Origin of the sequence: Mesoterricola silvestris (genome assembly GCF_030295405.1) — a bacterium.
In the GTDB taxonomy this organism is placed as follows: Bacteria; Acidobacteriota; Holophagae; order Holophagales; family Holophagaceae; genus Mesoterricola; species Mesoterricola silvestris.
The window spans coordinates 2,304,114-2,325,190 of sequence record NZ_AP027080.1; the positions used below are offsets into that span (position 1 = coordinate 2,304,114).

The window sequence follows — 21,077 nt, forward strand, 5'->3', positions numbered from 1 at the left end:
ATTCCACTCAGTCCTTAATTCCGAGGGCGAGGAAGATGGAGTAGTCCCGTCCCTCCTTGGTGGTCGTGCACGCGGTCTCCACCCGCACCTCCCGGAAGCCCGCCTCGCGAAGCCAGGCGGCCACCCGGTCCCGCTGGAATCCCAGGTGGAACACCCCGTCGGCCCCGCCGTGGAAGCTGCCGTCCTCCACGTCCAGGTCCGCCAGGGCGACCCTTCCGCCCGGCTTCAGGTGCCTCCCGAGCCTCAGGAACAGGTCGGGCACGTCGAAGACGTGGTGGAGGGTCATGCTGCTTACGATGAGGTCGTAGGGGCCGCCCAGGTCGCCGTCCCCGTCGGGTTCCAGCTGGATCCGGGGGATGGGGGCCTTGGCGGCCAGGGCCGCGAGCATGCCCGGGGACGTGTCCGCCCCCGTGATGGAGCCCGCCAGGGGCGCCAGCTCCAGGGTCACGAGGCCCGTGCCGCAGCCGAAGTCCAGCACCGAATCCGACCGGGTGAGGGAGGCCTGGCTCCGCATCGCGGCGGCCACCGCCCGGGCGAGGGCCACCCGCCGGTCCTCCTGGTCCCAATCCTTGGCCGCCTTGTCGAAATGTCCGGTGCCCGGCATGCCGCCTCCCAGCTCCACCCTCCACTATACCTGCCCGAAGCCCTCCCGCATCTGGGCGGCCACCACCTCGCCCCGGGCCGTGACCTTGCCCAGGGCGGACACGGTGGCTTCCACCACCACTTTCCGCCCTTCGATGCGCTTGACCCGCCCCCGCACCTCCAGTTCCACCCCCAGGGGCGTGGGGGCCAGGTAGTCCACGTGCAGGGAGGCGGTGACGAAGCGATAGGCGGGGAGGGTGTCCATGGCCCGGCCTTCCTGCCGGTACATGGCGGCGGCCGCCGTGCCCGTGGAATGGCAATCCACCAGGGAGGCCAGGAGGCCCCCGTACACGAAGCCCGGGATGGCGGTGTGCTCGGGCCGGGGGGTGAAGCGGGTGACGGACTCGTCGCCTTCCCACCGGGTGCGGATGCGCAGGCCCAGGGCGTTGAGGCTGCCGCAGCCGTAGCAGTGGGAGACGTTCTCGGGGTAGTAGTCCTGGAAGGCGGGCTCGGGCACGGGGGCTCCTTTGCGGGCCTCCAGCCTACCTCAGTGGTGGTGTCCGCCGCCGCAGGTGAATTCGCCGGAAAAGACCTCCAGGCTGCCCCCCAGGAGGGCCCCCACGGCCGCGCCCACGGTGGGCACGCCGGCCCCCCGGTACACCGCGATGCCCGCCTGGTTGAAACCCATGAGGGGCCGCTTGCCCAGGCCGCCGGCGACCAGGGCCGTCACGCCCGCTTCCGCCAGGAAGGCCACGGCCGCCAGGCATCCGCCCTGCTCGTGGGGCACCGGGGGCAGGGTGCCCACCCGGGTGATGGCGCCGCCTTCCACGTCCACGACCGTATAGACGTCGCAGTGGCCGAAGTGGCCGTGGACCCCGGCCTCGAGGCCGCCGGGAAAGCTGGAGGGGATGGCGATGCGCATGGGGGACTCCTTGGGGGCAATTATGATCATATGCTCTAATCACCGCAAGGCCCACCGGCGGTCGTGATGGGTATCACAGGAAGCACCGCGCGGCCCAACGTTTCCTCGCCTATCCTGGCCTTCCGGTCCGGCAATCCCGCCAACCCCTTCAAGGCTCATGGAAATGAACGACCAGCTCGCCCTGAACCCCAACAAGATCGTCAAGGCCCTGCAGAAGCCGGCGGTGGATTTCACCAAGCAGGACATCGTCCGCTACATCGAGCAGAACGACATCCGCATGCTGAACTTCCGGTACGTGGCGGGGGACGGGCGTCTCAAGAAGCTGAACTTCGTCATCAACAGCAAGTCCCACCTGGAAAAGATCCTCTGCATGGGTGAGCGGGTGGACGGCTCCAGCCTCTTCCCCTTCGTGTCGGCGGATTCCAGCGATCTGTACGTGGTGCCCCGCTTCCGCACGGCCTACGTGAATCCCTTCACCGAAGTGCCCACCATCGACCTGCTGTGCAGCTTCTTCGACAACCACGGGGATCCCCTGGAGAGCGCCCCGGAGTACATCCTCCACAAGGCCCAGCGCACCCTCAAGGAGCGCACCGGCCTGACCATGGAGGCCCTGGGCGAACTGGAGTACTACCTCTTCTCGGAGATAGATTCCATCTATCCCATCGTGGAGCAGAAGGGCTACCACGAATCCCACCCCTTCTCCAAGTGGGGCCTGGTGCGCCGGGAGGCCATGCAGGTCATCAGCGAAATGGGCGGCAACATCAAGTACGGCCACGCCGAAGTGGGCAATATCATCGCCAACGGCATGGAGATGGTGCAGCACGAGATCGAGTTCCTGCCCGTGCCCATCGAGCAGGCCGCGGACCAGATCGTCATGGCCAAGTGGGCCATCCGGGAAGTGGCCTACAAGCACAACCTGGAAGTGAGCTTCGCCCCCAAGATCATCGCGGGCCAGGCCGGCAGCGGCCTCCACATCCACACCCGCTTCATGAAGGACGGCCAGAACGCCATGGCCGACGACCAGGGCCTCACGGAAACCGCCCGCAAGGTCATCGCCGGCTACCTCATGAGCGCCGAGTCCCTCACCGCCTTCGGCAACACGGTGCCCACCTCCTTCCTGCGCCTGGTGCCCCACCAGGAGGCCCCCACCAGCATCTGCTGGGGGGACCGCAACCGCTCGGTGCTGGTGCGCGTGCCCCTGGGCTGGCAGGGGGTGGGCGACCGCATGCTCCTTTCCGCCAACCCCCAGGAACCCGCCAACGGCGTGCGGGCCTTCGAGAACAACCAGACCGTGGAACTGCGCAGCCCCGACGGAAGCGCCAACGCCCACCACCTCCTGGCCGGCATGGCCGTGGCCGGCCGCTTTGGCCTGGAGCACCCCGACGCCCTGCAGGTGGCCCAGGACCTCTACGTGCGCGCCGACGCCACCAAGGTGGAGGGCCTGAAGCAGCTGCCCGCCTCCTGCTTCGAGTCCGCGGACTGCCTGGCCCGGGACCGGGCCCGGTACGAGGACGGCGGCGTCTTCCCCGCCGGCCTCATCGATTCCCAGATCCGCAACCTCAAGGCCTTCGACGATCTCAATATGAGTGAGAAGATCTTCGGACACGCGGATTCCCTCAAGGACCTCGTGAACCTCCACCTGCACTGCGGCTGAGGAGCCCCCCCATGAACCTGTGCTCTCTGGCTTTCCTGCTCTGCCTGCCCCTGGCGGCCTCCGATGCGGAGGCCGTGCTGGCCGCCGCCCAGGCGAAGGGCCAGGCCGTGGCCAAGGCCCGGGCCGCCCACGTGGAGGCGGGCCGGAACTCCATGGATTTCAAGGCCGACGTGGCCAAGGAACTGGCCGGGGTCACCGCCCGCCTGGCCACCGAGACCGATCCCGCCGTCCGCCAGGCCCTCCGGGTCACCCAGCTGTACTACCTGCGCCTGGCCCGCCAGACCCCCACGGCCGAGCAGGTGGCCCTCGCCCTCAAGGAGGTGCCCCCCACCTCGGCCGCCTGGGCCCTGGACAAGGGCCTCCTGCCGGCCCTGGGGGACTGGGCCCCCCGGGAGGCCGCGTCCTACCTGGCCGAGGCCCGGGCCCACCAGCCCGACGGCCCCACCCGCCGGAACCTCCTCTTCGAGCACTTCACCGTGGGGGTGGACACCGGCACCGAGGCGGACTGGAAGCCCTCCTTCGAGGCCCTCCAGAAGGACTTCCCCGGTTCCACCGAGGCCCTCAAGGCCCAGGACCGCCTCAAGGCCGAGCTGAAGACCGCCGTGGGCGTGCAGGCCCCCCCCTTCAGCCTCACGTCCCTGGAGGGCGCCCCCCTGTCCCTGGACACCTTCAAGGGCCAGTTCGTCCTCATCGATTTCTGGGCCACCTGGTGCCCCGACTGCCGCGCCGGCATGCCCTACCTCATGCGCGCCCAGGCCCGCTTCAAGGACAAGGGCCTGAAGGTCCTGAGCCTCTCCTTCGACCGCAAGGTGGAGCACATCGCCCCCTACCGCGCCAACCCCGCCACCTCCATGCCCTGGACCCACGCCTTCCTCCCCCAGGGCTTCAAGAACCCCATCAGCGAAGCCTACGGCGTGCGCAGCATCCCCAAGCCCGTCCTGGTCGGCCCCGACGGCCGCATCGTCGCCACCGGCGGGGACCTGCACGGCGAGAAGCTGGAAAAGACCCTGGAGCGGATTCTGGGCCGGTAATCCCCGATTCACCCGTGTCCCGGACGTAGGCCCCGTCCGTTGCCGCGGGCACGGCCCGCGTCAACGAAAAGCTCCCCCCTCCTCCCAGGGCCTGTGTTTCACCCATTGGCCCCGACCCACCCCTGGGCCTCGCTTCGCGTGGATTGGCGTGGCCCCATGGATCGCGCCAAAGCTGATCGGCCATTCAGCGTCGGCGCCCACCGGCGCCGTTTGGCTCAACGCGAAGCGACCCCCTCAACCCCTTGGCGCCGCCCACTCGCCAGGGCCCCCCAGGAGAGCCGCCCCGTTCCGTCTACCCACCCGCCCAACGAAGCCAATGGGCGTAGCACAGCCCCACCGTCCCTTCCTCCCCCCCCGTCATCGCCGGCTGGGCCGGCGATGACGAAACGGGGCGATCATCCGGAACCCGTACCCCCGTTCAGCGAAGAGGCGTCAGGATTCGGATTTCCTTCACGATGCGGACGTCGCGGTCGATGTAGAAATCGCCGCGGGGGACCACGTGGTAGCGGCCGGAGCCGGCGGGCAGTTCCTCGCCGTTGATGCGATCGGCCAGGACGGCGCCGCGGCCGTCGAAGACTTCCGTGCCGGAGTAGACGGAGCGGTAGCCGTCGGCGGCGGTGACGAGGACGCAGGTGGAGCGGGGGTCCAGGCCCGGGGGGAGCAGGGGCTTCAGGAGGGCGCCCAGGTCGGCACCGGTGGAGACGCGCAGGCCGTGGAAGCCCATGCCCTCCCCGAAGGCGGCGTCCCGGTAGGCGGCCCGGGCCGCGGCCTGGAAGCGCGGGGCGTCCAGGGGGACCCGGGCGCCGTCGGGGCCCACCAGCTCGGGGGTTTCCACCAGGGCCTTCTTGCCGGCGGCCTTGTTGGCGGTCACTTGCACACCCACCTGACGGATCTCCACCTCCGCCACGTCCTCCACGAAGCGGCCGCCGAAGCCGTCCTGGGGGAAGACCAGGCAGAGCCCCTTGGGCATGGACAGGGCCAGGAGCTTGCCCTGCCCGTGGCAGGAGGCGCAGCTCTCCAGCTTCAGGGCGTCCCGGCCCGCGGGGGGCTGCAGGGCGATGGGATCAACGGCCGCCCGGCCCAGGGGATCGTGGTGGTGGGGCAGGAGGAAGCGGGCCTTTTCCGCCAGGAGGGGACCGCCGTCCCCCGCCAGGAAGAGCTCGCTCCAGGCGAAGAGGGCCTTGCGGCCGTCCCGGCCCGTGACGACGATGAAGGTGTCCAGGGGCCGGTCGTAGCCGTCGTCGGTCTTCTTGGCGGGCTTGAAGGCCGCCAGCACATCCTTCAGGGACCAGCCGTCGATCTCCAGGGAGCAGCGGTAGGTGCCGTCGGCGTTCGCGATCTTCACCAGGCGCCGGTACCGGGGCAGGTTCCGGGTGGCGGCGGCGCGCAGCAGGCCCTCCCGGCCCACGCAGCCGTGGATCTGGACGGGGTGGGGGGCGGCGGCGCCCAGGGCGGCGCAGAGCAGGGGGAGCAGGGGCTTGAACATGGGGCCTCCTCAGAAGTGGTAGCGGACATTGGCGAACCACATGCGGCCCGGGAGGGGGTAGCCGGTGGAAAGCTGGTAGGTGTGGTCGAGGATATTGGTGAAGCCGGCGTCCAGCTGCAGGGCGGCCAGGGGCTTCCAGCCCAGGCTCAGGTTGGCGGTGGTGAAGCCGCCCAGGCGCGCGGTCACGGACTGCTTGGCCAGGTTGGCGTAGCTGTCCCACAGGGCGTCCTGGCTCTGCACGGAGGCCAGCACGTGGAGGGTGGCCAGGGCCTGCACCTTCACGTAGCCCGAAAGGTGGTTGCGGGGCGTGCCGGTGAGCTTGACGTCGGGGTTGGTGACGTTGCGCCGGTCCAGGTAGGTGTAGCCCAGGCCCGCCTGCAGGATGCCGGAGGGCTTGTAGGCCACGGAAAGCTCGGCCCCCGAATGCCGCACCTCGCCGATGTTCTGCATCTGCATCTTGCCGCTGGGCAGGGGCATGCCCTGGATGAGATCCCGGATGACGCTGCTGAACACCGCCCCCTCCACCTGGAACCAGGTGCCCAGGGCCAGCTTGGCGCCGGTCTCAAGGTTGAGGGAACGCTCGGGCGCCAGGTCCGGATTGTCGATGTAGGTGCCCAGGCGCAGGGAGTAGCGGTCCTTGAGGGTGGGGAAGTGCTCCTTCTGGGCCAGGGTGGCGTACACCTGCAGCCCGGGCGCCGCCCGCCAGAAGAGGCCGGCCTGGCCGTGGCCGTAGGCCCGGGGCCGGGGCCGCGTCCAGGCGCCGGAGGCCACCGGGCGGAGCTGGTCCCAGCCCGCCCCCAGGGACAGATCCCAGGCCGGGGCCAGGGAGATGCTGTCCTCCAGGCCGGCGGAGACGTAGTGGTCCTCGTAGTGGGTCCAGGCCGCGGTGGGGGTGAGGTCCGAATTCCCGTCCCGGTGCACGTCCGTCTTGGTCTGCAGCACCGCCCGGAGGCTGTGGGAGGGGATGAGGGTGGTCTGGAATTCCGCCAGGGCGCCGTGGGTGAAGTCCCGGTAGTAGCTTTTGCCGGTGGGCTTGAGGCTGCCGGTGGTGGCGACGGTGGTGTAGGTGCCGTCGGTGTACGCCGTGAGGGTGTTCTCGTAGGTGTCGTAGTAGGCCCGCAGCTTCAGGTCGCTCTGGCTCCCCAGGGCGGTGCGGGAGGAGAGGAAGGCGCTCTCCTTGTTCCACACGGGCCACTGCCAGTAGTTGGCCGTGATGGTGGGGTTGGTGCCCACGGGGTTGCCCTTGACGCCCCGCTGGTTCACGTAGCCCACCACGTACTCGTCCGTGGCGTTGGGGGTCCAGCCCACCTTCAGGGAGGCCTTCTTGTCGCGGGTGTAGGAATTGTCCCGCCAGCCGCCGTCCTCCCGCACCGTGGGCACGAAGCTGGAGGGGAGGCGCCAGTGGTCGCTGCTGAGGTACGAGGCGCCCGCCTGCACGTAGAAGGCCGCCTGGCGGGTGCCGGCGTTGAAGGCTGCCCGCTGTCCGCCGCCCTGGGCGAGGCCGCCCACCAGGTCCCCCTCGAAGGCCTGGGTGGGACGCCGGGTCACCAGGTTGATGGCCCCGCCCAGGGTGTTGGGCCCGTAGAGGATCGAGCTGTAGCCCTTGGCCACCTGGATCTCCGCGAGGTCGAAGGTGGTGAAGCGCCCGTAGTCCATTTCGCCGTCGTAGGGCACGTACACCGGGATGCCGTCCACGAACACGGGCACCTGCCGGGAATCGTTGCCGCGCACGTAGAGCATCTGCTCGTTGCGGGAATTCACGGTGAGGGCCACGCCCGGCAGGGCCGTGAGGGCCGCGCCCACGGTGTCGCGGTTGAGGGCGCGGATCTGCTCGGCGTCCAGGCGGGTGTTGACGGTCTCCAGGGCCTCCTGCTTGTCGGTGACCACCACGGTGACCTCCCCGAGCTTGAAGGGACTGGTTTCGGGCGCGGGCTTGGGGGCCTCCTTGGGGGGCGGGGCGTCCGCCCCCAGGCGGGCCCCGCCCAGGCACACCAGGGCGAGCATCAAATGGGAACGCGCACAAATGGACATTTCGACTCCTTAGGGTCATGGCCTGAAAAGGTGGCCGGTTGGGATCGGGATAGTTACGTTATATCCACAAGGACACACCGTGGCCAAGCCTTTTCTTCGGCGTCCGACCTGTCCGGAAGTGGCTCCAGCTGCGCCTCTGTCGCGTGTCGCGCAGTGTCGCGCGGGTGTCGCCGGGACTGTTGCCGATTGCGACGGTTCGCGGGGCTGCCAGGGAAGCCGGGGGCTGTCCAAATTCAATTGTTGATTTTAAGATCGTTATCACATGGTTGGGCGGAGCCGCGGGGGTGCGGGACTCTGGCATAGTTGCTGCAATTAGAGCGGCATCAAGCGACCTGAACTCCCCCTTGCAACACGCCGGTCGATCCCGTGGCCCTGATTCGCGCGTAAACAAATACGCGTGTAAAGACGCGCCAAAATGTCACAAAATCATTGGTGAACAGGAAGTACAAACATTTTTTTAAAATTTAGTAGATAAGGGTCTTAAATGACTCTTTTCTTGCCGTGCCTCCTCAACAACCCCCCTCCCAAGGAGAATTCCATGAACATCCTTTCCCCCGGCAAGGCCCTCCGTCGCCCGCTTTGGCTCGCCGCCGCCCTCCTGGTCGGCCATTCCGCCCAAGCGGGCGCGCCCCTGGTGGGCCTGGACGGCGTCGGCGGCATCGCCTTCAATCCCCTGGCGTACGTGGCCGGGACGCCGGATCCCGGTTCCTTCGTGGGCAAGCCCGTGGTGGGCATGTGGTACATCAGCCTCGGCAAGGCCGCCATCGACTGGACCACCTTCGGCGTGGCCACCTCCCTGGGCAAGCGCGTGGAGGTCTCGTACGGCTTCGAGGCCGCCGCCGTGGAGAAGCTGGAGGGCATCCACAAGAACACCTTCGCCGCCAAGGTCCTCCTCCTGCCCGAGAACACCGGCGGCGCCTGGGTCCCCGCCATCTCCGTGGGCGCCAAGCACAAGAACACCACCTTCCACGTGAGCGGCGACACCAAGTCCGACGGCATGGACTACTACCTGGTGGCCACCAAGCTCGTCACCCAGCTGCCCAAGCCCGTGCTGCTCTCCGCCGGGGTCCAGTCCACCCAGGAGCAGGTGACCGGCCTCATCGGTTTCAACAAGGAGCGGGCGACGATCGTGTACGGCAATGTGGATGTGATTCTCGCCAGCTGGCTCTGCGTGGGCGTGGAATACCGCACGGGCCCGGACTACGGCAAGGCCGGCGGGAACTACAAGGACGCGAGCTACTACAACATCCACGCGGCGTACTTCGCCAGCAAGCAGCTGTCCTTCGCCGGGGCCTACACGAATGCCGGAAAGAACACCTGGAACGGCGGCGAATCCGGCGACAAGCTGGGATTCGGCGGCGGGTTCGTGGTGAGCATGCACTACACCTTCTGAGGGTGATCCCCTCTTTCATCCCCTGCATCCCTTTCATCCATTCCATCCCTGTTCCAGCAGGGCCAGCGATGGGGTGGGTCGGCGCTTCATTGATTCGCATGCGCCGACCCATCCCTGCGCTTGCCCTGCGGAAACGGGGATGGAATGGATGGAAGGGATGCAGGGGATAAGGCGTCGACCTCAGCCTGTTCTGTCGGCTTCGATCGGGACCGCTGGGGTGGGTCGGCGCTACCGTCCCGGGACCTTCGGCCTCCCCAGCATCCGGTAGAGCGTGCTCCGGTGCAGCCCCAGGGCCTTGGCGGCGGCGGTCATGTTGCCCTTGTTGGCGGCGATGGCCTGCTCAACGGCCTGGCGTGTCAGGGCGTCCAGGTGCAGGGGGCCCACGGCGGGAGGGGGCGGGGCCGGCGCGGGGGCTGAGGGCGGGCGGCGGTACTCGGGCGGCAGGTCCTCCACGCCGAGGAGGGTGCCGTCATCGGCCAGGGCCACGAGGGTGCGCAGGAGGTTCGCCAGCTCCCGCAGGTTGCCCGGCCAGGTGTGGGCCTGCAGCACCGCCCGGGCCTCGGGGGCGAGGTCGATGCCGCGCTCGCCGGCGCCGCTGCCCTGCAGCAGGGTGTCCAGCAGCACCGGGAAATCCGGGCGTTCCCGCAGGGGGGTGAGGCGCACGCAGAAGTGGTGGAGCCGGTAGAACAGGTCCTGGCGCATGCGTCCGGCGGCCACTTCGGCCTCCAGGTTCCGGTGGGTGGCGCACACGGGCACGAAGTCCACCACGGCGGCCCGGCTTCCCCCCAGGGGCGCCACTTCCTTGCTCTGCAGCACCCGCAGCAGCCGGGCCTGCATGGACAGGGGCATATCGCCGATCTCGTCCAGGAAGAGGATGCCGCCGTCGGCGTCCTTGATCTTGCCGGGGCTGCCCTTCTGGCGGGCGCCCGTGAAGGCGCCGTCCTCGTAGCCGAACAGTTCGGATTCGATGAGGCCTTCGGGAATGGCCGCACAGTTGAGCATCACCAGGTTCCGGTGGCCCCGCTTGCTGGCGGCGTGGAGGGCCCGGGTGAACAGTTCCTTGCCCGTGCCGGTCTCGCCCAGGATCATCACGGGCACGCCGGCGTTCACGGCCCGCACCGCGAGGTTGAGCTGCTCGCGGCTGGCGGCGTCCCAGTAGATCCCCGCGGGGCCACGCCGGCGCTCCGGATCGGGGTCGGCGGCGCTCCGGCCCCGCGGGACCCTCCGGGCGGAATCGCCGGGGACGGCCCGCCCGCGGTCCGGTTCGGGCACGGCGACGGCGGGGGGCTTCTGGCTGAAGCTGCGGGCGAAGACCTTCCGGCCGTCGCGCATGACCACCGCCACCACGAGGCCCTCGGGCATGGCCCCCGCGAAGAGGTGCGCGTAGCGCACGTGCCGCAGCGATCCCCACTCCAGGCCCAGGAGCGTGATGGCGACGCGGTTGGCGGCCACCAGGACGTCCTCTTCGAACAGGAGGATGGCTTCCTGCCAGGTGCCCAGCAGGGCGGGGTTGGCGTGGAGGGTGACCATGCGGCGGCCGCGCAGGTCCAGGGAGAACCAGCGGTGCTCGATCTGGGCCACGGCCATCTGGATGAGGCCCCGGGCGTAGCCCGGCGCCAGGCGCGGATCGCTGGAGATGTCCAGCACCCCGGCCATCTCGCCCGTGGGGGTGAGCACGGGCACCGCGCTGCAGGTGAGGATCTCGTTGGATTGGCAGAAATGCTGGCAGCCGCGCACCAGCACCGAGCGGTGCTCCGTGAGGGCCGTGCCGATGGCGTTGGTGCCGCGGGCCTGCTCGCTCCAGTTCACGCCGGGCTGGAGGGCGACCTGCTCGGCCTTCTGGAGGAAATCCAGATTGCCCCGCCGCTCCAGCACCATGCCGTCGGCGTCGGTGAGGAGCACCAGGCCCGGCGTGTCCTCCATGCATTCGCCCAGGGCGTCCAGTTCGGTGGCGGCCAGGCCCAGCAGCGTTTCGCTGCGTTCCCGGGCCAGGCGGAACTCCCGCTGCATCACCGGTTCCGAGATCTCGGGCCGCTCGTGGGGAACGCCCAGGACCGCGCAGCGCTGCCAGGAACTCACCAGCGGTCCCGGCAGCCAGGGCGGTACCTCCCCGCGCTCCAGGAAGAGGAAGCGGGCCCTGCGGATGGCGGCGCTGTCGGTGGATCCAGAGGTGGGCATGTCGGGTCTGCGGCCTTGAAGGAGGGCGGCTCGGAACCTGAAAGGAACATGACTGGCTGGACCATCTTATAGGCGAAAGGCCCGGGGGGGGTATCCCTGTATTTCACCGGTGTCGCAGGGGTGTCGCCCGGAGTGTCGCCCTTTGCGACAGTCCCGCGCGCCGGGCTAAACCGTTGTGCGACGGTATATTTAGATGGATACAGAGGCGCGGGGATTTCCGGGTTCGGGGGACGGCGGGTATCCCTTAATAACATGACACTTGGATCTTCTATTCGCCGAAGGGGGCCTGGGCGCGGGTCTTGGCACAGTTAGTGCTGTATGAAAAGGAAATGGAATAGAACCCGAACCGGGTTCCGTACGACCAACCTGCCAACGCGCCAGGCGGACCTCGTCTGGTCAGAAAACGGGAGTGACTCATGACAAAACTGCTCATGATCCATCCGGACAAATGCACCGGTTGCAAGAACTGCTCGCTTGCCTGTGTGTTCGGGCATGAGGGCCAGTTCCGCCCCGCCGGCACGCGGGTCCACGTGTACACCTGGGAGCGCGAGGGCTTCTCCGTTCCCATGATGTGCCAGCAGTGCGACGACGCCTCCTGCATGAAGGTGTGTCCCACCGGCGCCCTGCACCGGCCCCAGGGGGGCGACCTGGTGGTGTACGAGAAGGACAAGTGCATCGGCTGCCGCATGTGCACCATGGCGTGCCCCTTCGGGAACGCGGTGTACGACGGGGCCACCGGCGCCATCCTCAAGTGCGACACCTGCGGCGGCAAGCCGGAGTGCGTGCGCATGTGCCCCAGCGGCGCCCTGGAATACATCGACGACAACATCTCCACGCGATCCCGCAAGAAGTCATTCGCCGCCAAGTTCAAAGCGGCCATCCAGGAGGGCTGAACATGTACGGATGGGTCGGCACGGTGCTACGCGTGAACCTCACGACGGGCGCAATCACCCGGGAAGCCACCAACCCCAAGGACGCCGCGCTCTTCATCGGCGCCCGGGGCCTGGGCACGAAGATCATGACGGACGAGGTGGATCCCAAGGTGGATCCCCTTTCCCCGGAGAACAAGCTCATCTTCGCGCCGGGGCCCTTCTCGGGCACCTTCGCGCCTTCGGGCGGGCGCTACAACGTCGTCACCAAGGGCCCCCTCACCGGGACCATCGCCGCCTCCAATTCCGGCGGCTCCTTCGGCCCCGAGCTGAAGTACGCGGGCTACGATCTGGTCATCTTCGAAGGCCGGGCCCCCAAGCCCGTCTACCTGTGGATCAAGGATGACGTGGTGGAGCTGCGGGACGCCACCCACCTGTGGGGCAAGCAGGTGCCCGAAACCACCGAGGCCCTGCGGGCGGAGACGGACGAGGAGGCGAAGGTCGCCTGCATCGGCCCCGCCGGGGAAAAGCTGGTGCTCTTCGCGGCGATCATGAACGAGATGCACCGGGCCGCGGGCCGCACCGGCGTCGGGGCGGTCATGGGCTCCAAGAACCTCAAGGCCGTGGTGGTGGTGGGCATGGGCGCCGTGAAGGTGGCCGATCCCAAGGGCTTCATGGCCGCCGTGGACAAGGCCCGGGAAGGCGTGCGCCTGCACCCGGTGGGCGGCGCGGGCCTCAAGGCCTACGGCACCGACGTGCTGGTGAACATCCTCAACGAGACCGGCGCGCTGCCCACCCGCAACTTCGACGACGGCCACTTCCCCACCGCCAATAAGGTGGGCGGCGAGACCCTCAGCGATTCGGTGCTGGTGCGGGCCAAGGGCTGCTATTCCTGCGTCATCAGCTGCGGACGGGTCACCAAGGTCTCCAACCCCAAGTACCGGGGCGAGGGGGAAGGCCCCGAGTACGAGGCGGCCTGGGGCTTCGGCCCGGACTGCGGCATCGATGACATGGAGGCCGTCACCAAGGCCAATTTCCTGTGCAACGAGTACGGCATGGATTCCATCACCGTGGGCGCCACCATCGCCTGCGCCATGGACCTCTTCAAGGCGGGCCACCTGACCCTCAAGGACACCGGGGGCCTGGATCTGAGCTTCGGCAACGGGGCCATGATGGTGGAACTCACCCGCATGATGGGCGAGCGGGAGGGCATCGGCGACAAGCTGGCCCTGGGCTCGTACCGCTTCGCGGAGGCCTTCGGCCACCCCGAATTCTCCATGACCGTGAAGAAGCAGGAGATGCCCGCCTACGATCCCCGGGGCATCCAGGGCATCGGCCTCAACTACGCCACCAACAACCGGGGCGGCTGCCACGTGCGGGGCTACACCATCGCGGTGGAGGTGCTGGGCAACGGCGCCAAGCTGGATCCCCGGGTCACCGCGGAGAAGCCCTTCTGGGTCAAGCTCTTCCAGGACCTCACGGCGGCCATCGATTCCTCGGGGGCCTGCCTTTTCGGGACCTTCGGCATGGGCGGCGACGATTTCGCGGCCATGCTCTCCACCATCACCGGCGTGCCCTACACCACGGAGGACTACCTCCGCGCCGGCGAGCGGGTCTGGAACCTGGAGCGCCAGTGGAACCTCAAGGCGGGCTTCACCCATTCGGACGACAACCTGCCGGAACGCCTCCTCAAATCCCCCATCAAGACCGGTCCCGCCAAGGGCGAAGTGAACCGCCTGGGCGAAATGCTGCCCGAGTACTACAAGCTGAGGGGCTGGGATGACCAGGGGGTGCCCACCCAGGCCAAGCTCCAGGAACTGTCGCTCGTCTGATGCACATCAAGTACTTCGCCGACGTCCGGCGCCTCTCGGGGTGTTTCGAGGAGACCTGGACCCTTCCCGCCGCAACGCTCGGCGAGCTCGTGAATGGGCTCGCCGGGCTGCACGGCCAGGCCTTCGGGGAGCGGGTCCAGCCCGAAGGCAAGCTCAGCAGCACCATCATCGTCCTGGTCAACGGCCAGAACATCGTGCACCTGGATGGCCTGGCCACCCGCCTCGACCCCGGGGACACCGTCGCCTTTTTCCCCATGGTCGCCGGCGGCTGACCGCCCCTCGCCCGGAGAACGCGCCTTGAACGATTCGCTCCTGATCCTCTTCCCCCTGGCCGCGCTCCTGGGCGGCATCCTCCTGCAGGGCCTGTTGGCCGGCGTCCTCTCCCCCCGGGGGAAGGGACGGCTGGCCTTCACGGCCGTGCTGGCGGCCCTGGCCGGGGTGGGGCTGGCCCTGGGCCGGGGGCGGGTGCTGGAGGCCTCCTTCGGCGCCTGGGACGGGCCCATCCGCCTGGCCTACCACGTGGACGGCCTCTCGCTCCTCTTCGCCCTCATGGGCACGGGGATCGGCGCCGCGGTGCTGCTGTACGCCGTGTCCTACATGGAGGAGGAGCGGGCCAACACCCGGTTCTACAGCCTGGTGCTGCTCTTCATCGCGGGGCTGGTGCACCTGGTGTACACCGCCGACCTCTTCCTGCTGTACGTGAGCTGGGAGGTGGTGGGCCTCTGCTCCTTCCTCCTGGTGGGCTTCTGGTACCGCAAGGAGGAGGCCGCGTACGGGGCGCGCAAGGTGCTCACCATGACCCACCTGGCCGGCTACGGCCTGCTGGCGGCGGTGATCCTGCTCTTCGCCCGCACCGGGTCCACCCTCTGGACGGACCCCCGGGTGCAGGGGGCCTTCACCACGGGGCTCTTCCTGCTGGTGCTGGGGGCCTGCCTGGCCAAGTCCGTGCAGTTCCCCCTGCACACCTGGATCCCCGACGCCATGGCCGCGCCCACGCCGGTGAGCGCGCTGCTCCACGCCGCCTGCTACGTGAAGGCGGGCGTGTACCTCATCGCCCGGCTCCACGCCTTCGGGCCCTGGCCGGTGGCCTGGGGCGCGGTACTGGCCTGGCTGGGGGCCGCCACCATCGTGGTTGGCGCCCTCCTGGCGCTGTCCCAGCGGGACCTGAAGCGCCTGCTGGCCTACTCCACGGTGAGCCAGATCGGCTACATGATGCTGGGGCTGGGCCTGGGCACGCCCCTGGCCGTGGCCGCCGGACTCCTGCACTGCCTGAACCACGGCCTCTTCAAGGGCGGCCTGTTCCTGTGCGCGGGGGCCGTGCAGCACGCCACGGGCACCCGGGACATGGAGCGCCTGGGCGGCCTGGGCAAGCGCATGCCCCGGACCCTGGCCCTGTGGCTGGTGGTGGCCGGCAGCATCGCCGGCGTGCCGCTGCTCAACGGGTTCGTGAGCAAGTGGCTCATCTACAACGCCGCCCTGGAGGCGGGGCAGCCCCTGCTGGCCCTGGTGCCCTGGGTGGGCAGCATCCTCACCGTGTTCATGTTCCTGAAGGCCACCACGGGCGTCTTCCTGGGGCCCGAAACCCCCGACGCGGCCCACGCCCACGAAGCCTCGGGCGGCATGCTGGCAGGCATCGGCGTCCTGGCCGCGGGGTGCGTGGTGCTGGGCACCGCGCCCCAGCTGGCCATGCGGTTCCTCATCAATCCCCTGCTGCCGGCCCTGGGCTTCGCGCCCCTCACGGGCGTGGGCTGGTTCGGGCTGGCCACGGGGCAGGGGAGCTGGTACGCCTCCGCCGGCTTCCTGCTGGGCCTGGTGGCCATGGCCTTCGGGCTGCTTGTGTTCAGCCTGGCCCGCCCCGCCCGGGGCGTCGTGGCCGCGGGAGCCTCCGGCGTCTTCACCGGCGGGGAGCCCACCGATGGGCGCCTGGGGGCGGGGGACTTCGCCCGCATCCTGGCGGACGCCCTGGGGCCCTTCTACCGCGGGGTGGACGTGGACCGCTTCTACCTGCTGCTCTGGCGCGCCCTGAACCGGGTGGGCGCGGGGCTGGACGCCCTGTCCCGGGGCGCCGAGGGGCGGGCCCCGGTCCTCCTGGCGGCCTTCTGCGTGGCCCTGGGCCTGGCCGGGGGCTTCGTGCCCAGCGGGCCGGTGCGGGAACTGCCGGTGCCCCCCTTCCTGGCGGCGGCCGTGGCCGTGGCCTGGCTGGGGCTGGCCGCCGCGGGGCGGGGCCGGGTGCCGTTCCTGCTGGCGGGTTTCCTGGCCCTGGCGGGCATGGTGCTGGCCCACGGACTGGTCCGGGGGGTGCTGCTGGAGGCCGCGGCGGTGGCCGCCCTCCTGGCCCTCACCCGGGACCAGGGTTCCCGGGCCTACCTGGCGGCGGTGCTGCTTTCCGCCGTGGGCACCCTGGGCGGCGCCCTGGCCGCGGAGCACGGGCTGCCCCGGCTGGCCATGGCCCTCCTGCTGCCGGGCCTGGGCATCAAGATCGGCCTGGTGCCCCTCTCCCTGTGGCTGACCCGGGTGGCGGAACGGGCCCCCGTCCTGGTCACGGGCCTCATCATCGCCGTGGTGGACGTGGCCGCGCTCACGGAACTGCTGGCCGAACCCGGGCGCTTCGCCGGCCCGGCCTGGGTGGCCTTCGGCCTCCTGTCGGCCGTGGCCGGGGCGGTGCTGGCCCTGGGCACGGACAACCTCAAGCGCTTCCTCGCCTACTCCACCGTCGTGGACATGGGCCTGCTCACCCTGGGCGTCGCCCTGGGGGCGGGGGCGCTGCCCGGGGTGGTGCTGGGGGCGGCGGTGCACGCCCTGGCCAAGGCGCTGCTGTTCGTGGCGGCCTCCGTGCCCGAGGCCGCGGGCGCCTCCCTGGCGGGGCCCCGGGGGCTGGCGGCCCGGCATCCCCTGGCCGCGGCGGGCTTCCTGGTGGGCGCCCTGTCGGTGGTGGGGGTGCCGCCCACCCTGGGCTTCGGGGCCCACTGGCGGCTCTTCGGGGCGGCGGCGGGGCATCCCTGGCTGCTGGCCGTTCTCCTGGGGGTGACCATGCTTTCCGTGGCGGTGTACGCCCGGGCCGTCACCCGCTTCTGGTGGGGCGGGGAGGCCACGGAACCCTCCATGGCCTGCCCTCCGGTGCCCCGAATCGTGATCCTCGTCCTGGCGGGCCTCCTGCTCGTCCTGGGCCTCTGCGGGAGGATGCCATGGGCGTTCTAGAACCCATTCTGCTCCGCCTGGTGGACCGGGCCCGGCGCAAATCGGCCTGGCTCTTCCACTTCAACGCCGGCGCCTGCAACGGCTGCGACATCGAGCTGGTGGCCTGCCTCACGCCCCGCTATGACGTGGAGCAGCTGGGCATCCGCCTGGAAGGCAGCCCCCGCCACGCGGATATCCTCTGCGTCACGGGCCCGGTCACCCGCACCACCCGGGAGGCCCTGAGGACCATACACGCCCAGCTCCCGGATCCCAAGGTGGTGGTGGCCATCGGCAGCTGCCCGGCCACGGCCAACGTCTTCGCCGGCAGCCCCGTCATCGACGGACCGGTGGACCGCATCATCCCCGTGGATCTCTTCATCCCCGGCTGCCCCCCCCGGCCCAACGCCGTCGTCCAGGGCATCGCGGAGGCCATCGAGCTCCTGGTGGCCAAGGGGGTGGCCCAATGACCCGCCTTTTCCTGGCCCTCCTGGTCTTTCCCGGGCTGCTCTACGCCGTGCCCATGGGCTGGCTCATGCTGGGCAGCGAACGCAAGGTGGTGGCCCGCCTCCAGGGGCGCGTGGGGCCCCCGCTCACCCAGGGGTTCTACGATTTCGTCAAGCTCCTGGCCAAGGCCCCCGTGCCCCGGGCCGAGACCTTCCTCCTGACCCTGCTGCCCATCCTGGCGGTGGCCTCCACCCTGGGGGCCCTGGCCCTGCTGCCGGTGGGGGCCGGGGGCTTCACGGGGGACCTCATCGTCTTCGTGGGGCTGCTGGAGATGGCGCCCCTGTGTTCGGTGCTGGCGGGCTTCGCCTCCCGGTCCGTGTACGGCGAAGTGGGCGCCACCCGGGAAGCCGTCCTGGGCATCAGCGGGAACGTGCCCTTCCTGGCGGCCCTCCTGGCCCTGGCCTCCGCCGCGGGCAGCCTCCAGCTGGCCGCCGTGGCCGGGGGCGCCCCCTGGGTGGTGCGGGGTCCCGCCCTCCTGGCCCTGCTGGCCTGCCTCCCCGTGAAGCTGCGCATGAACCCCTTCTCCGTGGCCAACGCCGAGCAGGAGATCCTCGCCGGGCCCCTCACGGAAATGGACGGACCCCGCCTGGCCCTGTGGGAACTGGCCCACGCCCTGGAATGGGTGGTGCTGGCCGGCCTGGTGGCCGTGCTGGTGGTCCCGGGCCGGGGCGGGGCCTTCGTCCTGGTGTCCTTCGCGGTGGTGCCCCTGCTGGGCACCCTGGCCGCCGCCACCGCCCGCTTCAAGATCGACCAGGCCGCCCGCTTCCTCTGGATCTGGGCCGTCCTGGCCGCGGTCCTGGCCTTCTTCGCGGCCATGGCCGTCCGCCACGGGAGCCTCTGATGTTCCACATCCTACGCCGGCTGGCCGGCAACCTCGCCCAGGGCCCCGTCTCCCTTCGCTTCCCCGCGGAGGTGCCGCCCCCGGCGGGCCTGCGCGGCCTCGTTCGCATCGATCCCGGCCGCTGCCTGGCCTGCGGCATCTGCTCCTACGTGTGCGTGAGCAACGCCATCACCGGCGCCGAGAGCCAGGGCGCCTACGCCTGGGCCTACGAACCGGGCCGCTGCACCTTCTGCGGCCGCTGCGAGGACCACTGCCCCGGAAGCGCGCTGTCCATGGACCCCCAGGCGCCCCCCAGCTACACGACCCCCGGGGAACTGGCCCGCACCGCCACGGTGGCCTTCCCGGCCTGTCCCGTCTGCGGCGAACCCAACCCCCACGTCACCGAGGAATGGATCGGCAAGGCCTTCGGGGCGCCCAACGGGGAGACCCGCGAACTACTCCGCCTGTGCGTGCGCTGCCGCCGCCGGCGCATCGCCCAGGGCATGAAGCAGCCCCACGGAGGCCAGCCATGATGACCGAAATCCTGCGGGAACGCTGCGGCGGGGAATGGGTCCGCCGCCTTGACGGCTGGTGGCGCTGCCTGGCCCTGGAGGAGGTGGTGCCCGCGGCCCGGGCCCTGAAGGAGGGCGGCGCCCGCTTCGCCACGCTCCTGGTGCGCCCGGTGGACGGGGGGCTCCAGGTGTCCTGGCACTGGGACCTGGGGGGCACCCTGCTGTCCCTGCGCGCCACCGTGGCGGGGGACGCCGTCCTCCCCAGCCTGGGGGACCTCTGGCCCTGCACCGACTGGGCGGAGCGGGAGGCCCGGGACTACTACGCGGTGAGCTTTTCCGGCCGGGAGACCACCCCGCCCCTGATGCTGCGGGAGGGGGACGCCCCCGGCGTGCTGCTCCCCGGGAGGAACGCATGACGTACCGTGTGCCCATCGGCCCCTACCACCTGGCCCTGGAGGAGCCCTACAAGATCGAAGTGGCGTGCGAAGGCGAGAACGTCACCGGGGCCCGGCTCACCGTGGGCTACAACTTCCGGGGCATCGAGTGGCTGGCCGAGCACAAGAACATCACCCAGAGCATCGCCCTCATGGAGCGGGTGTGCGGCATCTGCTCCAATGTCCACTCCATGACCTTCTGCCTGGCCCTGGAGCGCATCGGCGCCCTGGAGGTCCCGGCCCGGGCCCAGCACATCCGGGTGGTCATGGCCGAACTGGAACGGATCCATTCCCACATCCTGTGGGCCGGGGTGGCCGCGGAGCTCACGGGGTTCCACAGCCTGTTCATGACCTGCTTCCACCTGCGGGAGCGGGTGATGGACCTGCTGGAGCGCATCTCCGGCAACCGGGTGAACTATTCCATGAACCGCATCGGGGGCGTGAACCGGGACCTGGTGTGCGAAGGGGAGGTCCTGGCCGGCATCCGGGAGATCCGCGCCGGGCTCCTGGAGACCCTGATCCCCATCTTCACCACGGACCGCACCTTGGCCGCCCGGTGCGCCGGGGTGGGCCGCCTCACCCGGGAGGACGCCCTGGCCTACGGCGCCGTGGGTCCCGTGGCCCGGGCCTCGGGGGTGGACCAGGACCTGCGCCGGGACGCCCCGTACCTGGTGTACGGCCAGCTGGACTTCCCCGTGCCCGTGGGGGCCAACGGGGATGTGTTCGACCGGGTGGTGGTGCGGGCCCAGGAGCTCCTGGCCAGCTGCTCGCTGGTGGAGCAGGCCATCGAGCGCATGCCCGCCGGACCCATCCACCAGGGGGACCTGTACGCGGTGGCCCCCGGGGAAGCCGTCATGCGCATCGAGGCCCCCCGGGGCGAGGTGTTCTACTACGTGGCCTCCGACGGCACGGACCTCCCCGCGCGGGTGAAGGTGCGCACCCCCACCTTCCTCAACATCCCCACCGTGGTGCCCATGCTCACGGGGGCGGCCCTGGCGGACGTCCCCCTCATCCAGGGGTCCATCGACCCCTGCTACTCCTGCACGGACCGGTAGCATGCACGAGCTCTCCCTGATGGCCGGGATGCTGGGGATCATCGCCGGCGAGGCCCGGGGCCAGGGCTTCACCCGGGTGTCCCGCATCGTGCTGGAGATCGGCGCCCTGTCCGGCGTCGAACCCGAGGCCCTGCGCTTCGCCTTCGATGTGAGCGCCCGCGGCACCGTGGCGGAGGGGGCGGAGCTGGAGATCGAAGAGACGGAGGGGCGGGCGCAATGCGGGGCCTGCGGCCACACGGTGCCCGTGCGCGGCACCTGGGGCGGCTGCCCCGCCTGCGGCACCGACGCCCTGAAGGTCATCGCAGGCAAGGAAACGCGCGTAAAGTACCTGGACGTCGATTGAAAATCTCAACCTAAAGGAGGTCCCCCGTGATCCCTGACAAAGCCAATCCCTGCTGGCGCCACCTGGTGACCGGCAAGAACCCGCTCCAGACCGAGATGCTGGGCCTGCAGATGCTGCTCAAGCGCATGCAGCGGCGGCTGGTGGGGCCCCACACCGACGCGGACGTCACCGCCGCGGCGGAAGAGGTCCACGGCTTCTTCCTCAAATACGAAGGCTCCCTCGCCAACGAACTCCGCCACCTCTAGGAGGCTCCC

The 21,077-nt window shown here is 70.0% G+C and carries 20 protein-coding genes; 14 read left to right on the forward strand and 6 right to left on the reverse strand.

The annotated features are described in order from the left end of the window. Positions 1-7: 7 nt before the first annotated feature. The 3 genes from R2J76_RS09975 to R2J76_RS09985 are packed head-to-tail and all read right to left on the reverse strand — an operon-like array spanning position 8 to position 1,504. Positions 8-604, reverse strand: coding sequence for a class I SAM-dependent DNA methyltransferase (locus R2J76_RS09975; protein WP_316415700.1), 597 nt, complete (start codon positions 602-604; stop codon positions 8-10). A gap of 24 nt (positions 605-628) precedes the next feature. Further along, the gene (locus R2J76_RS09980; protein WP_316415701.1) at positions 629-1,099 is read right to left on the reverse strand and encodes a PaaI family thioesterase; all 471 of its coding nucleotides are present in this window, start codon (positions 1,097-1,099) and stop codon (positions 629-631) included. Positions 1,100-1,129: 30 nt separating this feature from the next. Then, the gene (locus tag R2J76_RS09985) at positions 1,130-1,504 is read right to left on the reverse strand and encodes a NifB/NifX family molybdenum-iron cluster-binding protein (RefSeq protein WP_316415702.1); all 375 of its coding nucleotides are present in this window, start codon (positions 1,502-1,504) and stop codon (positions 1,130-1,132) included. Positions 1,505-1,661: 157 nt separating this feature from the next. Here R2J76_RS09985 and R2J76_RS09990 point away from each other — a divergent pair, with 157 nt between their 5' ends. Next, entirely contained in the window at positions 1,662-3,158 is a 1,497-nt protein-coding gene (locus R2J76_RS09990; RefSeq protein WP_394366804.1) for a glutamine synthetase family protein, read from the forward strand. An 11-nt stretch (positions 3,159-3,169) separates the two neighbouring features. Then, the gene (locus R2J76_RS09995) at positions 3,170-4,189 is read left to right on the forward strand and encodes a TlpA family protein disulfide reductase (protein ID WP_316415704.1); all 1,020 of its coding nucleotides are present in this window, start codon (positions 3,170-3,172) and stop codon (positions 4,187-4,189) included. Positions 4,190-4,607: 418 nt separating this feature from the next. Here the strand turns inward: R2J76_RS09995 and R2J76_RS10000 are convergent, their stop codons facing one another. Together R2J76_RS10000 and R2J76_RS10005 are read right to left on the reverse strand one after the other, a co-directional pair. Next, positions 4,608-5,675 carry a hypothetical protein gene (locus tag R2J76_RS10000; protein WP_316415705.1) on the reverse strand — a complete coding sequence of 356 codons (1,068 nt, stop codon included), beginning with the start codon at positions 5,673-5,675 and terminating at the stop codon, positions 4,608-4,610. 9 nt (positions 5,676-5,684) lie between these two features. After that, positions 5,685-7,706, reverse strand: coding sequence for a TonB-dependent receptor plug domain-containing protein (locus R2J76_RS10005; RefSeq protein ID WP_316415706.1), 2,022 nt, complete (start codon positions 7,704-7,706; stop codon positions 5,685-5,687). A gap of 538 nt (positions 7,707-8,244) precedes the next feature. On the opposite strand from R2J76_RS10005, the gene R2J76_RS10010 reads away from it, so the two are divergent. Continuing rightward, positions 8,245-9,099, forward strand: a complete 855-nt coding sequence (locus R2J76_RS10010) for a DUF3034 family protein (RefSeq protein ID WP_316415707.1) — start codon at positions 8,245-8,247, stop codon at positions 9,097-9,099. A gap of 228 nt (positions 9,100-9,327) precedes the next feature. Here R2J76_RS10010 and R2J76_RS10015 read toward each other — a convergent pair whose 3' ends face one another. Continuing rightward, positions 9,328-11,277 (reverse strand): sigma-54-dependent Fis family transcriptional regulator, encoded by a 1,950-nt coding sequence (locus R2J76_RS10015; protein WP_316415708.1) that lies wholly within the window; start codon positions 11,275-11,277, stop codon positions 9,328-9,330. A 416-nt stretch (positions 11,278-11,693) separates the two neighbouring features. Here R2J76_RS10015 and R2J76_RS10020 point away from each other — a divergent pair, with 416 nt between their 5' ends. Genes R2J76_RS10020 through R2J76_RS10070 form a run of 11 tightly spaced genes read left to right on the forward strand, consistent with a single transcriptional unit; the run spans position 11,694 to position 21,068 of the window. After that, on the forward strand, positions 11,694-12,170 hold the full coding sequence (locus R2J76_RS10020) for a 4Fe-4S dicluster domain-containing protein (protein ID WP_316415709.1): 477 nt from the start codon (positions 11,694-11,696) through the stop codon (positions 12,168-12,170). 2 nt (positions 12,171-12,172) lie between these two features. Then, a complete protein-coding gene (locus tag R2J76_RS10025) occupies positions 12,173-13,978 on the forward strand; it encodes an aldehyde ferredoxin oxidoreductase family protein (RefSeq protein WP_316415710.1) in 1,806 nt (601 codons plus the stop codon). Beyond that, on the forward strand, positions 13,978-14,250 hold the full coding sequence (locus tag R2J76_RS10030) for a MoaD/ThiS family protein (RefSeq protein WP_316415711.1): 273 nt from the start codon (positions 13,978-13,980) through the stop codon (positions 14,248-14,250). The genes R2J76_RS10025 and R2J76_RS10030 overlap by 1 nt, the downstream gene beginning before the upstream one ends. A 25-nt stretch (positions 14,251-14,275) precedes the next feature. Next, positions 14,276-17,176, forward strand: a complete 2,901-nt coding sequence (locus R2J76_RS10035; protein ID WP_316415712.1) for a proton-conducting transporter transmembrane domain-containing protein — start codon at positions 14,276-14,278, stop codon at positions 17,174-17,176. Beyond that, positions 17,164-17,622, forward strand: a complete 459-nt coding sequence (locus R2J76_RS10040; protein WP_316415713.1) for an NADH-quinone oxidoreductase subunit B family protein — start codon at positions 17,164-17,166, stop codon at positions 17,620-17,622. The genes R2J76_RS10035 and R2J76_RS10040 overlap by 13 nt, the downstream gene beginning before the upstream one ends. After that, positions 17,619-18,500, forward strand: coding sequence for a respiratory chain complex I subunit 1 family protein (locus tag R2J76_RS10045; RefSeq protein ID WP_316415714.1), 882 nt, complete (start codon positions 17,619-17,621; stop codon positions 18,498-18,500). The genes R2J76_RS10040 and R2J76_RS10045 overlap by 4 nt, the downstream gene beginning before the upstream one ends. Next, positions 18,500-19,012 (forward strand): 4Fe-4S dicluster domain-containing protein, encoded by a 513-nt coding sequence (locus tag R2J76_RS10050; protein WP_316415715.1) that lies wholly within the window; start codon positions 18,500-18,502, stop codon positions 19,010-19,012. Before R2J76_RS10045 ends, R2J76_RS10050 begins: the two co-directional genes overlap by 1 nt. Then, positions 19,009-19,407 (forward strand): NADH-quinone oxidoreductase subunit C, encoded by a 399-nt coding sequence (locus tag R2J76_RS10055; protein ID WP_316415716.1) that lies wholly within the window; start codon positions 19,009-19,011, stop codon positions 19,405-19,407. The genes R2J76_RS10050 and R2J76_RS10055 overlap by 4 nt, the downstream gene beginning before the upstream one ends. Continuing rightward, positions 19,404-20,480: a hydrogenase large subunit gene (locus tag R2J76_RS10060; RefSeq protein ID WP_316415717.1), complete on the forward strand. Its 1,077-nt coding sequence runs from the start codon at positions 19,404-19,406 to the stop codon at positions 20,478-20,480. Before R2J76_RS10055 ends, R2J76_RS10060 begins: the two co-directional genes overlap by 4 nt. A gap of 1 nt (position 20,481) precedes the next feature. After that, on the forward strand, positions 20,482-20,823 hold the full coding sequence (gene hypA / locus R2J76_RS10065) for a hydrogenase maturation nickel metallochaperone HypA (protein ID WP_316415718.1): 342 nt from the start codon (positions 20,482-20,484) through the stop codon (positions 20,821-20,823). A 26-nt stretch (positions 20,824-20,849) separates the two neighbouring features. Continuing rightward, positions 20,850-21,068, forward strand: a complete 219-nt coding sequence (locus tag R2J76_RS10070) for a hypothetical protein (protein ID WP_316415719.1) — start codon at positions 20,850-20,852, stop codon at positions 21,066-21,068. The last annotated feature ends 9 nt before the right edge of the window (positions 21,069-21,077 follow it).

Excerpts from the sequence above, each read along its gene's own strand:
- R2J76_RS10000 (WP_316415705.1), bottom strand. The coding sequence starts at position 5,675 with ATGTTCAAGCCCCTGCTCCCCCTGCTCTGCGCCGCCCTGGGCGCCGCC.
- R2J76_RS10030 (WP_316415711.1), top strand. The coding sequence starts at position 13,978 with ATGCACATCAAGTACTTCGCCGACGTCCGGCGCCTCTCGGGGTGTTTC.
- R2J76_RS10055 (WP_316415716.1), top strand. The coding sequence starts at position 19,009 with ATGATGACCGAAATCCTGCGGGAACGCTGCGGCGGGGAATGGGTCCGC.
- R2J76_RS10050 (WP_316415715.1), top strand. The coding sequence starts at position 18,500 with ATGTTCCACATCCTACGCCGGCTGGCCGGCAACCTCGCCCAGGGCCCC.
- R2J76_RS10010 (WP_316415707.1), top strand. The coding sequence starts at position 8,245 with ATGAACATCCTTTCCCCCGGCAAGGCCCTCCGTCGCCCGCTTTGGCTC.
- R2J76_RS10005 (WP_316415706.1), bottom strand. The coding sequence starts at position 7,706 with ATGTCCATTTGTGCGCGTTCCCATTTGATGCTCGCCCTGGTGTGCCTG.
- R2J76_RS10015 (WP_316415708.1), bottom strand. The coding sequence starts at position 11,277 with ATGCCCACCTCTGGATCCACCGACAGCGCCGCCATCCGCAGGGCCCGC.
- R2J76_RS09985 (WP_316415702.1), bottom strand. The coding sequence starts at position 1,504 with ATGCGCATCGCCATCCCCTCCAGCTTTCCCGGCGGCCTCGAGGCCGGG.
- R2J76_RS10060 (WP_316415717.1), top strand. The coding sequence starts at position 19,404 with ATGACGTACCGTGTGCCCATCGGCCCCTACCACCTGGCCCTGGAGGAG.
- R2J76_RS09975 (WP_316415700.1), bottom strand. The coding sequence starts at position 604 with ATGCCGGGCACCGGACATTTCGACAAGGCGGCCAAGGATTGGGACCAG.
- R2J76_RS10020 (WP_316415709.1), top strand. The coding sequence starts at position 11,694 with ATGACAAAACTGCTCATGATCCATCCGGACAAATGCACCGGTTGCAAG.
- R2J76_RS10025 (WP_316415710.1), top strand. The coding sequence starts at position 12,173 with ATGTACGGATGGGTCGGCACGGTGCTACGCGTGAACCTCACGACGGGC.
- R2J76_RS10040 (WP_316415713.1), top strand. The coding sequence starts at position 17,164 with ATGGGCGTTCTAGAACCCATTCTGCTCCGCCTGGTGGACCGGGCCCGG.
- R2J76_RS09990 (WP_394366804.1), top strand. The coding sequence starts at position 1,662 with ATGGAAATGAACGACCAGCTCGCCCTGAACCCCAACAAGATCGTCAAG.
- hypA (WP_316415718.1), top strand. The coding sequence starts at position 20,482 with ATGCACGAGCTCTCCCTGATGGCCGGGATGCTGGGGATCATCGCCGGC.
- R2J76_RS09995 (WP_316415704.1), top strand. The coding sequence starts at position 3,170 with ATGAACCTGTGCTCTCTGGCTTTCCTGCTCTGCCTGCCCCTGGCGGCC.
- R2J76_RS10045 (WP_316415714.1), top strand. The coding sequence starts at position 17,619 with ATGACCCGCCTTTTCCTGGCCCTCCTGGTCTTTCCCGGGCTGCTCTAC.